Raw genomic sequence first — 14,129 nt, forward strand, 5'->3', positions numbered from 1 at the left:
CGCAGGCCCGTGAGGCTAAAACGATCAGTCGTCGCGCGAACCGCCGAAATACCCGCAACCGCGCTGTACCTTGCCATCGATGCGCAGTTCGGCAGTCATGTGCTGCAGACTGCCTGTGCTGTTGTCGATGCAGCGTTGTGGCGCGACCCACAGTTCGATGTGCTGGTTGTTGGCTTCGGTGCTGAGGTTGAAGCGGCCTTCGCCCAATTGCTCTTCGACGTAGGGCACGGCCAACGGCGGCTGGCCGGCGCGTTCCACGACCATGCCTTTGCCGGTGACGCTCACGCTCCACTCGGGGGCATGGCCGGCGGCGCGCAGGATCAGCGGCTTGAAATTTGGATCGGCGCAGGCGGTGGCGGAGCGCTCGACGCGGTACAGCGTTTCCACGTCGAGCTGATCTTCGCCGTTACCGGGAACGATGCGCCCACGCACGTCGGCAAACAGCTTGCCCTGGGCATCGGCGAGGCTCGCGGCCTGTTGCAGGACGCTGGTGCTGCCCGTGTCATTGACCAGGTAACGGCGTTGCTCGCCGCACGGCTGGAACAGCAGTTTGCCGTCGGCGGCGCTCAACTGGCCCTGCAGGCGGGTCTGCCCGACGTGGGAGGCACTTTCACGCTGGCCGTCGAACAACTGGCAGGCCGCGAACAGGGGGAGCAGGGCAACAAGGACTAAGGAACGGGCAGCACGCATCTTGGGGTCTCCTGACAAGTGCCGCCACGTTACTCAGCCTGACCGTTCATCACAACCCTGCATTACGCCGGGCTTTTTGTAGGAGCTGGCGCAGCCTGCGATCTTTTGATGTTGTTTGAGGCGATTGAAAATCAAAAGCCAGATCAAAAGATCGCAGCCTGCGGCAGCTCCTACCCCACGTGAAAGGACTGGCCCGTCTGCAAGCCTTCGACGCTTTTGGCGTAGGCCAATGCCACATCCTCGGCAGGAACCGGCTTGTAGCCACGGAAATACGGGGCATAGCTGCCCATGGCTTCGACGAGGACGGTCGGGCTGATCGAGTTCACGCGTAAGCCGCGTGGCAACTCGATGGCGGCAGCGCGGACGAAACTGTCCAGCGCACCGTTGACCAGCGCAGCGGATGCGCCGCTGCGGATCGGGTCGTGGCTGAGTACGCCAGTGGTGAGTGTGAACGATGCACCTTCATTGGCGAACTCACGGCCGATCAGCACCAGGTTGACCTGACCCATCAGCTTGTCCTTGAGGCCCAGGGCAAAACTCTCTTCGCTCATTTCGGCCAGCGGTGCGAAGGTCACGTTACCGGCGGCGCACACCAGTGCATCGAATTTGCCGGTCTGTTCGAACAGTCGACGAATCGACGTGCTGTCACTGATGTCCACCTGAAAATCACCGCTGCTGCGGCCAATGCGGACGATCTCGTGGCGCTGGGACAGCTCCTTGTCGACGGCCGAACCGATGGTGCCGCTGGCGCCAATCAAAAGAATTTTCATGCTGGCTGATCCTCGTTGGATTGAGTGAGGCTTCAGTTTAGAGTGGTTTTTTCCGGCGATAAGCGCACTAATGGGCAACCTTTGGTTTTCAAATGGAAACAATCCATGAGCGAAATGGATGACCTGGCCGCCTTCGCGGTATTGATCGAAGCGGGCAGTTTTACCCTGGCGGCGCAGCAATTGGGTTGCAGCAAGGGCCAGTTGTCCAAGCGCATCAGCCAGTTGGAAGCGCAGTTTTGCGTGGTCCTGCTGCAGCGCACCACGCGGCGCTTGAGCCTGACGGCGGCGGGCGCGGCGTTGTTGCCCCAGGCCCAGGCGCTGGTGGTGCAAGTCGAGCGTGCGCGCCAGGCCCTGGCACGCCTGAAGGACGACATGGCGGGCCCGGTGCGGATGACGGTTCCGGTGTCGCTTGGGGAAACTTTCTTCGATGGCTTGTTGCTGGAGTTCTCCGCCCAGTATCCCGAGGTGCAGATCGAACTGGAGCTCAACAACAATTACCGTGACCTGTCCCGGGACGGCTTCGATCTGGCGATCCGCTCCGATGTGGCGATCGATCAGCGCCTGGTGGCGCGGCCGTTATTGGCGTGGCGGGAATTGACCTGCGCCAGCCCGGCCTATCTGGAGCAATACGGTGAACCGCAGACGCCTCAGGCGCTGGCCGAGCACCGCTGCCTGCTCAATAGCCACTACAGTGGCCGGGAGGAGTGGCTGTATCACCAGCAACACGAGCTGTTGCGGGTACGGGTTTCCGGGCCGTTTGCCAGCAACCATTACAACTTGTTGAAAAAAGCCGCCCTGGCTGGCGCCGGCATTGCCCGTTTACCGTCCTACGCCTTACCGGAGGAATTGGCTGACGGGCGTTTGCGCTGGCTCCTGCGTGATTATCAGACCCGGAGCATGCCGATGTACCTGGTGCACCCGTATCAGGGTGGGTTGCCCAGGCGCACGCAGGTCCTGGCGGATTATTTGATCGGCTGGTTCAAGCGCAGCGGCGAAGCGCTGGACAGGCTTTGAATCTTCACACGGACCCTGTAGGAGCTGGCTTGCCAGCGAAAGGGCATAACATTCAACGACGATGTTGACTGATACACCGCTATCGCTGGCAAGCCAGCTCCTACAGGGTTCTGTGTTGTTGGCGGGATTGTGGCGGGCATAAAAAAACGGCCCGCGAGGGCCGTTTTTCTGGTTACCCCGAAGGCTTAGCCGCCGAGGTACGCATCACGCACTTTCGGATCGGTCAGCAGCGCTTCACCGGTGCCTGTCATCACTACCCGGCCGTTCTCCAGAACGTAGGCGCGGTCAGCGATTTTCAGGGCCTGGTTGGCGTTCTGCTCGACCAGGAACACCGTCACACCGTCTTTGCGCAGCTGTTCGATGATGTCGAAGATCTGCTGGATGATGATCGGGGCCAGGCCTAGCGAAGGCTCGTCGAGCAGCAGCAGCTTGGGCTTGCTCATCAGCGCGCGGCCGATGGCGAGCATTTGCTGTTCGCCGCCGGACATGGTGCCGCCACGCTGGCTGAAACGCTCTTTCAGGCGTGGGAAAAGTCCGAGGACCTTGTCCATCTGTTCCTGATAGTCGCCCTTGGCGGTGAAGAAACCACCCATGGAGAGGTTTTCTTCCACGGTCAGGCGGGAAAACACCCGACGACCTTCCGGCACCACGGCAATGCTCTTGCGCATGATCTGCGAAGAATCCTGGCCGACCAGTTCCTCACCCATGTAGCGGATGCTGCCGCTGTGGGCCCGAGGCGAACCGCACAGGGTCATCAGGAGTGTGGACTTGCCGGCACCGTTGGCGCCAATCAGGGTCACGATCTCGCCCTGGCGGACTTCGACGTTGACGCTGTGCAGGGCCTGGATCTTGCCGTAGAAGGTGGAAACGTTTTCGAACTGCAGCATTTACGCTTCCCCCAGGTAGGCTTTGATCACTTCAGGATTGTCGCGGATCTGTTCCGGCGTACCGTTGGCCAGGGGGGTGCCCTGGTTGATCACGACGATGTGGTCGGAAATGCTCATGACCAGTTTCATGTCGTGTTCGATCAGCAGCACAGTGACGTTGTGCTCCTCACGCAACATGCCTATCAGCGCCTTCAGGTCTTCGGTTTCCTTCGGGTTCAGGCCGGCGGCCGGTTCGTCGAGCATGAGGATCCGCGGACGGGTCATCATGCAGCGGGCGATTTCCAGGCGCCGTTGCTGACCGTAGGCCAGGGTACCGGCCGGACGGTTGGCGAACTCCTTGAGGTTGACCTTTTCCAGCCAGTACTCGGCGAACTCCATGGCCTCGCGTTCGCTCTTGCGGAACCCCGGGGTCTTGAACAAGCCGGACAGGAAGTTGGTATTCAGGTGACGATGCTGGGCGATCAAGAGGTTCTCGACCGCGGTCATGTCCTTGAACAACCGCACGTTCTGGAAGGTACGCACCACGCCCTTGAGGGCGATCTTGTGGCCCGGCAGGCCCTCGATCGGCTCGCCATCGAGCAGGATGCTGCCGCCGCTCGGCTTGTAGAAGCCGGTCAGGCAGTTGAACACGGTGGTCTTGCCGGCGCCGTTGGGGCCGATCAAGGCAACCACTTGTTTCTCTTTCACGCTCAAGGCAACGCCGTTGACCGCCAGCAAGCCGCCGAAGCGCATGCTCAGGTTTTCTACTTTAAGGATCTCGCGGCTCATTTGCGCAGCTCCATGTGAGGACGTTGCATGGGCAGCAGGCCCTGAGGGCGCCAGATCATCATCAGTACCATCAAGGCACCGAACATCAACATGCGGTACTCACTGAACTCACGCATCATTTCCGGCAGCAGGATCATCACCACCGCCGCCAGGATCACACCCAGCTGCGAGCCCATGCCACCCAGCACCACGATGGCGAGGATGATCGCCGACTCGATGAAGGTGAACGACTCCGGTGTCACCAGGCCTTGGCGGGCAGCGAAGAAGCTACCGGCGAAACCGGCGAAGCTGGCACCCAGGGTGAACGCCGAGAGCTTGATGATGGTCGGGTTCAGACCCAGTGCACGGCAGGCGATTTCGTCTTCACGCAATGCTTCCCACGCGCGGCCAAGCGGCATGCGCAGCAAGCGGTTGATGACGAACAGCGCACCCAGGGCCAGCAACAGCGCAACCAGGTAGAGGAAGATCACCTTGTTGATCGAGTTGTATGCCAGGCCGAAATACTCGTGGAAGGTTTGCATGCCTTCCGCGGCTTTACGTTCGAAGGTCAGGCCGAAGAACGTCGGTTTCTCGATGTTGCTGATGCCGTTCGGACCGCCCGTGAGGCCGGTCAGGTTACGCAGGAACAGACGGATGATTTCACCGAAGCCCAGGGTCACGATCGCCAGGTAGTCACCGCGCAGACGCAGTACCGGGAAGCCGAGCAGGAAGCCGAAGGTGGCGGCCATCAGGCCGGCAATGGGCAGGCAGATCCAGAAGCTCAGGCCGTAGTAGTGCGACAGCAGCGCATAGCTGTAGGCGCCCACGGCGTAGAAGCCGACGTAACCGAGGTCGAGCAGGCCAGCCAGGCCAACCACGATGTTCAGGCCCAGGCCCAGCATCACGTAGATCAGTACCAGCGTCGCGATATCCACCGCGCCGCGAGAACCGAAGAACGGCCAGACCAGGGCGCCGGCGATCAAGGCAATGATGATCCAGCGCTGGGTGGTCGGCAGGGTCAGGAAGTTACTGGCCTTGGCCGGGATCAGCGGCATGCTTGGCGAGGAGCGCCAGGCCGAGCTGATCTGCTGGTCGAACAGCACGCGCAGGAACATCAGCACCGAACACACGGCGATGGTGATCAGGGTGGCGTCGCTGGTGCCATGAACTTCGAGGTTGATGCCGACGATGGTCAGCTTCAGGCCGAGTACCGGGTAGGCCACGGCCCATACCAGCAAGGCACTGAACAGTGCCTGTTTAAGATTCCTAGTCATACCTTCTCAACCTCCGGACGGCCCAGCAGGCCGGTTGGCCGGAACAACAACACCAAAACCAAGAGACCGAAAGCCACGACGTCCTTGTACTGGTCGCCGAAGACATCGGCGCCGAAGGCTTCCGCCACACCCAGTACCAGCCCGCCGAGCATGGCGCCCGGAATGCTGCCGATACCGCCCAGTACCGCCGCGGTGAACGCCTTGAGGCCGACCAGGAAACCGGCGTTGGGGTTGATCACGCCGTATTGCATGCTCAGCAGCACGGCCGCGATGGCCGCCAGCGCAGCACCGATGACGAAGGTCAGGGCGATGATGTTGTTGGTGTTGATACCCAGCAGGTTGGCCATCTTGATGTCTTCGGCGCAGGCACGGCAGGCGCGACCCAGGCGAGAGCGGGAGATGAACAGCGTCAGGCCGAGCATGGCGACCAGGGTCACCACGAACACCACGATTTGCATGTAGGAAATCAGCACTTCATGTGCACCACCTGGCCCGAAGGTGAAGTTGCCCGGAATCAGGTTGGGGATGGATTTGTCCTTGGAGTCTTGCGCCAGCAGAACCGTGTTCTGCAGGAAGATCGACATGCCGATGGCGGAAATCAGCGGGATCAGACGGTTGCTGCCGCGCAACGGGCGGTAGGCGATCCGTTCGATGCTGTAGCCGTAGGCACTGGTGACGACGATGGTCGCCAGGAAAGCGGCGGTCATCAACAGCGGAACACTGTCGAGTCCCAGCATGGCCAGCCCGGCGATGGCGATGAACGCCACGTAGGAGCCGATCATGTACACCTCGCCGTGGGCGAAGTTGATCATTCCAATGATGCCGTAAACCATCGTATAGCCGATGGCGATCAGGGCATACGTGCTGCCAATGGTCAGGCCATTAACCAGCTGTTGGAAGAAGTGATAGATGTCAGGCATTACAGCGCTCCTAAAAACCTGATACGCATTTCACTGGTGGAGTCATTTTCCCGCCCGGGCCCCGTGGATCTGCATCCACTTCGAATCCGGGGTTTGCCAGCGAACCGCTGATGACGGTTTTGAGATTTTCAGGTGGGGAGACTGGCGGATCACGCCAGCGCGGCCCAGGTACGTTCGTAAAACAAAGCCCACGGCACGCCGTGGGCTTTATTGGCAGTCAGTCAGGCAAGACCTTACTGAGGCTTGGCTTCAGTTTTTGGTTTGCCGAAGTGCCACTCGTAGACCACGAATTTGAAGTCTTTCAGGTCGCCTTTCTCGTCGAAGGCCAGGTCGCCAGTTGGAGTCTTGAAGGTACCCGCGTGGATGGCTTCCGCCACTTTGGTCGCGTCTTCGGACTTGGCGGCCTTGATGCCGTCGGCGATCACGGTCACAGCCGAGTAGGCCGGGAACACGAACGGACCGCTCGGGTCTTCTTTCTTGGCCTTGAACGCATCAGCCAGGGCAACGTTGGCCGGATCCTGGTCGAAGGATTTCGGCAGGGTCACCAGCAGGCCTTCGGAAGCGTCCTTGGCGATCTGCGAGATGGAGTCGTTACCCACGCCTTCCGGACCCATGAACTTGGCTTTCAGGCCTTTTTCCTGGGCTTGACGCAGGATCAGGCCCAGCTCCGGGTGGTAGCCGCCGTAGTAGACGAAGTCGACGTTGGCTTGCTTGAGCTTGGCGATGATCGAGGAGAAGTCCTTGTCGCCGGCGTTGACGCCTTCGAACACGGCAACCTTGGTGCCTTTCTTCTCGAGGGTCTGTTTAACGGCGGTGGCGATGCCTTCACCGTATTGCTGTTTGTCGTGCAGGACGGCAACGATTTTCGGTTTGACGAAATCGGCGATGTAGTTACCGGCGGCAGGGCCTTGGGCGCTGTCCAGGCCGATGGTGCGGAACACCATTTTGTAACCACGAGCGGTGATGTCCGGGCTGGTGGCCGCCGGGGTGATCATGATCACGCCTTCGTCTTCGTAGATGTCCGAAGCCGGTTGGGTGGAGCTGGAGCACAGGTGACCGACCACGAACTTGACACCGTCGTTGACGACTTTGTTCGCGACCGCTACCGCTTGTTTTGGATCACAGGCGTCATCGTATTCGACGGCTTCGAGTTTCTTGCCGTCTACGCCGCCTTTGGCGTTGATCTGTTCAATGGCCATTTTGGCGCCGCTGAACTGCATGTCGCCGTATTGGGCTACAGGACCGGTCTTGGGGCCGGCGATGCCGATCTTGATGGTGTCAGCTGCGAACGAATGGCTGGCAACCCCGGCCAGAACCATAGCGGCAAACAGTTTGGAAATCTGCTTAGTAGCCTTAGTCATAGTGCTCCACTCTTACTGTTGTAATTTTTATAGTCCTGGCGCCGTTGGCAGCAGAACCGGGTCAGATATCTACGACATCCCCCGGAAAAGCCCCCCGGCAACTGTACCGGTACAGTGTAGAGCGCCGATTGTCAGCCTGGGAAGCTGGCGCCAGGGGGCAAAACTTGGGGGTGTCGCTTTTTTGAAAGAAAAAGTCAGAATTGCGGCGGGGTTTTGACGGGCTTATAGCCAGATTCCGTGCATTCCTTGGCTTTCCTGCGCTTTTCATTCGGTCACTCAAATTGCATCTGGGTTTTTCTGCCTGACCACCGACGTTATCATTGCGTCGATTTCTTTTCCGGACCGGACCCATGACTGAAGAACCTAGCACCCTCTATGCCAAACTGCTCGGAGAAACCGCATCTATTTCCTGGAAGGAACTGGAGCCGTTCTTCGCCAAGGGTGCCCTATTGTGGGTCGACCCGAGCCTCGATTTGATCGCCGCAGCCGAAGCTGTAGCCACTGATGAAGGCGAGAAAGTGGCTGCCTGGCTGGCCGAAGACAAGGTCGCCAAGCTGTCTGAAACGCGGGCGCTGGATCTTTTCGAACGGGATCCGCAGCTGTGGGCTGTGGTGGTTTCGCCGTGGATCCTGATCCAGGAAAGAGCGCAGGCCTGAGTGCGTGCACCATGGTGGTGCCATCGCTGAGCCAAGGAAAGTGTGTAGCCGAGTAGCGTGATGGCAGGTTGCCGTAGAGAAAGGCCACGCTTCACGGTGACGTAAACGTAACGGGAACAGTTAGTAAGACAGCTGAACGGCTGACCAATTGTTTCTGGATGTTGAAAGGCCGTTGAATTCGAGATCGTTTTCGCTGACAAGCCAGCTCCTGCAGGAATTGATGTCGAACACCTATTTCGTGAACGACACCGAATCTGTAGGAGCTGGCTTGCCAGCGATCGGAGCGACTCGGTATCACGCCTCGATCAGTAACTCTTGCCTGTGTGGTTATTCAACGAAATCACCTTGGTCTTGCCAATCCGGTGACGATAGATCTCACGCAGGTACTTGATCGCTTTCTTCACGCAATCGCGTGACAGCCGTATGTCGTTGATCGAGACGAACTTGTCCTTGTCGTTGATCAGCTCGCGATACTTCTTCTCGTACATCGGCTTGATTGCGTACCAGTTGGTATCGAGGATTTTCGCCGGGTTCTCGAACTCGTTGAGCAGGTCGTCGATCAGGTCTTCATCGAAGTGCTCGTTGATGATGAAGTCCAGGACCGAGTTGTCCAGGGTGTCGTCGAAGCGGTACGGCGTACGGGCAAAGCAGCGCTTGATGAACGCCACGATCAAGGTCAGGAAATCGTCCGACAGGCACGGGCTCTTGGCGATCAGGGTGGTCAGCGACAGGTTGGCCGAGGCGCCGATCACCAACGCATAGCGCTTGAGCGTGGTGTTGGGGAACAGACTGTTGAGGTGGGTCTTCAAGCGGTTCAGGTCCATGTAGGACAGCTTGTAGTCCTTGGGCAGGGAAACGATCGACACCACCGATGAGCAGTTCTTGAAGAAGTGCAGATCGTGCAGGGCGGCCGCGTCATACCCCGAATTCTTGTACTGCTCCAGCGCCGCGCGATAGCGCTTGGACTCGATGGGCAGCAGGCTGATGCCTTCGATGGCCTGGGTGACCTTGTTGAAGTGCGGCAGGTCGATGGAGCGGAAGAACAGGTCGTCGATGTTCAGGCGCTGCGGTTCTTTGTCGAAGACCTTGAACTTGTCGCTGCTCGGCGGCGGGGTTTCCGGCACCACGGATTCGGCATAGGCAATGGCCACCGGGCCGGCGAGACTCATGAACAGGTCGTTGGCGTCCAGGCGAATGGTTTCGCCGATGTCGATGCCGGCACGGCGGAAATAGTTCTGGTCGTAGTCGGTGGTGACCGCCTGAGCCGTCAGAATGTTGAAGATCTGCTGCGAGATGTACTGGTTGGCATGCTTTTCCATCGCGTTGACGTCGATGTTCTGGATGTTGCCGTCATCGCTTTCTTCGGCATAACGCATGATGTCGTTGGAGATCAGCATCATCGCGTTCCATGGGCGGATACGACCCATGACGCTGGCTTCACTGCTGTCTTCGTTGGCGAAGTTGTAGGAGAAGTCCCATTCTTCCGACAGGTACTTGCACAGCAGGCGGCCGGCGTTGATGTGCAGCGCCTCGGAAATTTCACTGCGGTGATCGGATATGTTTGGCAGTACGCAGATGCCGCTGGTGAAGATCGGTTCGAAGACGAAGGAATGACCGCTTTTGCTGTCGTGCTCGTCCATCGGCCGGGTGTCGAACGTCTTGTTCATGTACGAGTGTTGCTGGGCCAGGCCGAATTCCGAAGCCATGCCCGAACCGGTACCGCCACCGGCACTGAAGATCGAGAAATACAGGCGCGACTGGTTGGCCTTGATGCCACAGCTGTCGATCAGGTACGAGTGGATCATCTTCCAGTCGGGGCTGGAGAAACGCTGGGTGTCCTTGTTCAGGATGATCTTGGCCAGGTACTGGCCGAGAATCGGCGCGTTACCGGCACCACCGGCATGGACTTCCGACAGGTCCATGATTTTCATTTTGCTGTAGTCGCGCAGGAAACCGCTCTTTTCGCCTTTGCGCGAGAAGCGGATACGCCCGGCGATGTCCTTGTCCAGGTCGCCCAGCATCACCAGCGGTTCGACCAGGAACACCGGTTTGGTGGCCTTGTTCGACCCCAGGCGCAAATTGTTGCGAATCCACTGTGCCGGGCTATAGCCTTTTTCCGCATAGCGCTTGTCTGGCGACAGGCGATCTTCGTTGTTGAATTCGTTGAGGTAGAACTTGCGGGCGTTGTAGACCAGTTCCGCGACATCCAGCGCGATGTTCGAACCGCAGCGGCCCAGGCCAATCAGGCACACCGAAGGGAATTCCTGATCGTTGTGCTGTTCGTTGTCACCTTCCAGATGCGCTGGGCGCGGGAACACCATGTCGCGCAGGCCGTCGAGGTTGTCGAGGATGCGATCGGTGTTGGTTTCGGTGAAGTACAGGTATTGCTGGGTCGCCAGCGGGCGCGACGGCGTCAATGGCTTCGACGGTGCGGGGCTGTTCGCCGCCGGGCTCAGCGTCAGGTCGGAAAGCGCAGGGGCTGGATTGTTTTTAGAAGTCATTGTTCGCCATGTACCTGGGCTGGTGGGTCGGGCAACCTGTTGTCATCGACCATCACGGAATGAGAACTCGCGTCTTTTATCAGCGCGAATTGTCCCGGGCGGCGCAGCCAATTGGCGCGTCGCCCGGCGGAATCCTTTCCTGAGTCTTGATAAATCGGCCAGTATTCGCTGTTCTTTAATCAAAAGGAGGCAAAATGATGTCAACGCTACCGTCCCTGGGTTTTGCCGGAATTGGCCTGATGGGCTTGCCGATGTGCCAGCGTTTGCTCGCCGCGGGTTACCCGCTGACGGTGTGGAACCGCAATCCGGCCAAGTGCGCAGCGCTGGTCGAGGCCGGGGCACGCCAGGTCGCCACACCTGCCGAGTTGTGCCAGCACGCCGAGGTGGTGATGTTGTGCCTGGCGGATACCTCAGTGGTCCGCGAGGTGGTTTTCGGCGAGTCGGGCATTGCCGAGGGGGCGAAAAAGGGTCAGCTGCTGGTGGATTTTTCCAGCCTTGAACCCACGGCGACCCGGGAAATGGCGACAGAACTCGGCAAGACCGGCATGGGGTGGCTGGATGCGCCGGTGTCCGGTGGGGTGGTGGGGGCCGAAGCCGGCAGCCTGGCGATCATGGTCGGCGGCAGCGCGGCAGACCTTGAGCGGGTCAAACCGGTTTTGCAGAGGCTCGGCCAGCGGGTGACGCACATGGGCGCGGTGGGAGCAGGGCAGGTGACCAAGGCCTGCAACCAGATGATCGTTGCCTGCAATGCGCTGGTCATCGCCGAAGTGGTGGCCCTGGCGGAGCGCTCCGGGGTCGATGCCAGCCTGATCGCCGAGGCACTGGCCGGTGGGTTTGCCGATTCGAGGCCCTTGCAGTTCCTTGCACCGCAAATGGCCCAGAGCCGTTTCGAACCGGTCAAATGGCACGTGCGGACCTTGCTCAAGGATCTGGATTCAGCGGTGAAGTTTTCCCGCGAACAAGGTTCGGCGACGCCGATCAGCGGCCTGGCCGCGCAATTGATGCGCCTGCATGGGGCCCAGGGTTTCCTCGAGAAAGACCCCTCTACATTAGTGCAGATGTACCGTGCACAAGACTCAGGGGCGTGACGCTGTACGATTGCTTGCGCTGGTTGATTTCGTTCAGCACGGGCCGCAGTTCCGCCAGCGGTACCGGGCGACTGAGCAGGTAACCCTGGACGAAGTCGCAGCCGTGGCGCTCGAGAAACTGGTACTGCTCGAAGGTTTCGACGCCTTCGGTGACCACCTCCAGATGCAGGGTGTGGGCCATGACGATAATGGCCTGGACGATCTCCATGTCCTGGGTGGCGATTGGAATGTCCTGGATGAATGATCGGTCGATCTTCAGCGTGTTCAGCGGCAAGCGCTTGAGGTAAGCCAGGGATGAGTAACCGGTGCCGAAGTCATCGATCGACAGCGACACGCCGAGGGCGCGTACCTGGCGCAGAGACACCAGCGTATCGGCGATGCTGCCCATCAGCGCATTCTCGGTGACCTCCAGCTCCAGTCGGTGGGGCTCGACCCCGGCGTTGCGCAACGCGAGTGAGATTTCGTCGCTCAGTTCTTCGCGCGCCAGGGTCAGGGGCGAGCAATTGATGGCGATCTTCAGGTTCGCGCAACCCTGGTGCGACAGCTCGCCCAAGTCCTCGCAGGCCTTGCGCAGCACCCAGTTGTCCAGTTCGGTGATCAGGCCATTGGCCTCTGCGATGCCAATGAAGCGGTCCGGCGCAAGAAATCCATGGACCGGGTGCTGCCAGCGGATCAAGGCTTCGAGTTTGCTGACCTGGCCGGTTTTCAGGTCATAGATCGGTTGGTAATAGAGCATCAGGCCGGTGTCTTCGCGCAGGGCGTGGCGCAGTTCTTCTTCCAGTTGCAGTTCCAGCATGGCGCGCGCCTTGAGGTTGGCACTGAAGAAATTCAGCCCATTGCGGCCACTGTCCTTGGATTGATACAGCGCCAGGTCGGCGTTTTTCAGCAGTTCTTCGCAGGTCTTGCCGTCCTCGGGGAACACGCTGATGCCGATGCTGGTGGTCATGACCATGCGCCGCCCGGACAGCTCGATGGGTTCCTTCAGTTTCTGCATGATGCGCTGGGCCATCTGGCGCGCTTCATCACGGTCATGCAGGTCGATGAGGATGCAGAATTCGTCGCCACCAAAGCGTGCCACCACATCTTCATGGGTGCGCACCGAGCTCTTGATGTGCCGGGCGAGCACCTTGAGCAGTTCATCGCCGGCATCGTGGCCGAGGCTGTCGTTGATGCGCTTGAAATGATCGATGTCGAGGAACAGGACGGCGAGCATGCCGCCTGCCTGGGTGCGCTCCAGGAGCTTCTCGGCGAACAGCTGGTTGAACCCGCGACGGTTGACCAGGTTGGTCAGGGCGTCGTAGTGCGCCACCTGTTGCAGGGACATGCGCGCCTGGTCCAGTTGGCTGAGCAGCGAGTTGACCCGCAGCAGGTCGCGGTCCTTGTGCTGCAGCTTCTTGTCCGCCAGCGCCGCGCTGATGCAACTGCCGATGATCAGCAGGGTCATGACGGCGACCGTCAGGCCCAGTTGCAGATGGTTGTTTTCACCCGGCTGGGGCAGCAGGCTGCCGTTTGGCAGTACCAGGGAGAAGGCGGCCATGCCGGTGAAATGCAGGGTGAAGATGCCTGCTCCCAGCACCAGGCTGCCGCCGCATTTGAGCAACTGATTGAACAATCCCTCACCCGTGCGCAGATAGCTGGCCAGCAGCAACGCCGCCAGACTGGCGCCGATGGCGATCATGATCGAAAGGATGAACAGCCCAGGATGGTAATAAGCCGTCGCTTGCGTACGCATGGCGGCCATGCCCACGTAATGCATGGTGGCGATGCCCAGGCCGATGATGATCGACGCCTTGCAGCATTGGCGGAAATTCAGGGCGGGCAGGCTGAGGGTGTGCATCGCCAGCCACGACGCACACAGGGCGATCAACAGGGACACAAGGGTGATGGGCAAATGGTATTGCACGTCGATCGGCACCTGGAACGCCAGCATGCCAATGAAATGCATGGCCCAGATTCCGCCGGCCAGGCATCCGGCGCCGATCCAGCGCCAAAGGCGTTGGGACGCTGGTTTTTGCGCCTGGGCAACCCGTTCGGCCATATCCAGTGTGGCAAAACTGCCAGCGCAGGCGACCAGAAAAGCCAGCAGCACCAGGAAAGGGTCATGTGCGCAATGGAGTATGACCTGTCCGCTGTCTGCCAGCTCTGTGGTGAAATGCAGACCAAGCCACTCCATAGCGTGCCCCGTGGTTGTCTCCCTGCCGGCAATCAACGCTGGCGAATG

The 14,129-nt window shown here is 59.9% G+C and carries 12 protein-coding genes; 3 read left to right on the top strand and 9 right to left on the bottom strand.

The features are described from left to right. Nucleotides 1-24 precede the first annotated feature (24 nt). Together ACM6I6_RS10020 and ACM6I6_RS10025 are read right to left on the bottom strand one after the other, a co-directional pair. Complete coding sequence (locus ACM6I6_RS10020; RefSeq protein ID WP_274073418.1) at nucleotides 25-690, bottom strand: COG3650 family protein; 666 nt, start codon at nucleotides 688-690, stop codon at nucleotides 25-27. Between the two features lie 170 nt (nucleotides 691-860). Next, the gene (locus ACM6I6_RS10025) at nucleotides 861-1,460 is read right to left on the bottom strand and encodes a short chain dehydrogenase (protein WP_414919831.1); all 600 of its coding nucleotides are present in this window, start codon (nucleotides 1,458-1,460) and stop codon (nucleotides 861-863) included. A 105-nt stretch (nucleotides 1,461-1,565) separates the two neighbouring features. Here ACM6I6_RS10025 and ACM6I6_RS10030 point away from each other — a divergent pair, with 105 nt between their 5' ends. Beyond that, nucleotides 1,566-2,474 carry a LysR family transcriptional regulator gene (locus tag ACM6I6_RS10030; RefSeq protein ID WP_406591720.1) on the top strand — a complete coding sequence of 303 codons (909 nt, stop codon included), beginning with the start codon at nucleotides 1,566-1,568 and terminating at the stop codon, nucleotides 2,472-2,474. A gap of 185 nt (nucleotides 2,475-2,659) precedes the next feature. Here the strand turns inward: ACM6I6_RS10030 and ACM6I6_RS10035 are convergent, their stop codons facing one another. From ACM6I6_RS10035 to ACM6I6_RS10055, 5 genes are all read right to left on the bottom strand, one after another. Then, nucleotides 2,660-3,361, bottom strand: a complete 702-nt coding sequence (locus ACM6I6_RS10035; protein ID WP_020798122.1) for an ABC transporter ATP-binding protein — start codon at nucleotides 3,359-3,361, stop codon at nucleotides 2,660-2,662. Then, nucleotides 3,362-4,129, bottom strand: coding sequence for a high-affinity branched-chain amino acid ABC transporter ATP-binding protein LivG (gene livG / locus ACM6I6_RS10040; protein ID WP_274073421.1), 768 nt, complete (start codon nucleotides 4,127-4,129; stop codon nucleotides 3,362-3,364). Further along, nucleotides 4,126-5,382 (bottom strand): high-affinity branched-chain amino acid ABC transporter permease LivM, encoded by a 1,257-nt coding sequence (locus tag ACM6I6_RS10045; RefSeq protein ID WP_274073422.1) that lies wholly within the window; start codon nucleotides 5,380-5,382, stop codon nucleotides 4,126-4,128. Before ACM6I6_RS10045 ends, livG begins: the two co-directional genes overlap by 4 nt. Next, the gene (gene livH / locus ACM6I6_RS10050) at nucleotides 5,379-6,302 is read right to left on the bottom strand and encodes a high-affinity branched-chain amino acid ABC transporter permease LivH (protein ID WP_274073423.1); all 924 of its coding nucleotides are present in this window, start codon (nucleotides 6,300-6,302) and stop codon (nucleotides 5,379-5,381) included. Before livH ends, ACM6I6_RS10045 begins: the two co-directional genes overlap by 4 nt. Before the next feature lie 233 nt (nucleotides 6,303-6,535). After that, nucleotides 6,536-7,663 carry a branched-chain amino acid ABC transporter substrate-binding protein gene (locus tag ACM6I6_RS10055; protein ID WP_274073424.1) on the bottom strand — a complete coding sequence of 376 codons (1,128 nt, stop codon included), beginning with the start codon at nucleotides 7,661-7,663 and terminating at the stop codon, nucleotides 6,536-6,538. Between the two features lie 350 nt (nucleotides 7,664-8,013). Between ACM6I6_RS10055 and ACM6I6_RS10060 the strand changes: the two genes are divergently transcribed. Continuing rightward, a complete protein-coding gene (locus ACM6I6_RS10060) occupies nucleotides 8,014-8,319 on the top strand; it encodes a DUF2288 domain-containing protein (RefSeq protein ID WP_274073425.1) in 306 nt (101 codons plus the stop codon). Between the two features lie 305 nt (nucleotides 8,320-8,624). On the opposite strand, the gene ACM6I6_RS10065 is transcribed toward ACM6I6_RS10060, so the two are convergent. Next, a complete protein-coding gene (locus tag ACM6I6_RS10065; protein WP_414919832.1) occupies nucleotides 8,625-10,820 on the bottom strand; it encodes a hypothetical protein in 2,196 nt (731 codons plus the stop codon). A 194-nt stretch (nucleotides 10,821-11,014) separates the two neighbouring features. Here ACM6I6_RS10065 and ACM6I6_RS10070 point away from each other — a divergent pair, with 194 nt between their 5' ends. Continuing rightward, entirely contained in the window at nucleotides 11,015-11,908 is an 894-nt protein-coding gene (locus tag ACM6I6_RS10070; RefSeq protein ID WP_406591718.1) for an NAD(P)-dependent oxidoreductase, read from the top strand. Here ACM6I6_RS10070 and ACM6I6_RS10075 read toward each other — a convergent pair. After that, a complete protein-coding gene (locus tag ACM6I6_RS10075) occupies nucleotides 11,865-14,081 on the bottom strand; it encodes a putative bifunctional diguanylate cyclase/phosphodiesterase (protein ID WP_414919833.1) in 2,217 nt (738 codons plus the stop codon). The genes ACM6I6_RS10070 and ACM6I6_RS10075 overlap by 44 nt on opposite strands. Nucleotides 14,082-14,129 lie beyond the last annotated feature (48 nt).

Source organism: Pseudomonas sp. IT-P218 (assembly GCF_949767605.1).
Classification (GTDB): domain Bacteria; phylum Pseudomonadota; class Gammaproteobacteria; order Pseudomonadales; family Pseudomonadaceae; genus Aquipseudomonas; species Aquipseudomonas putida_AE.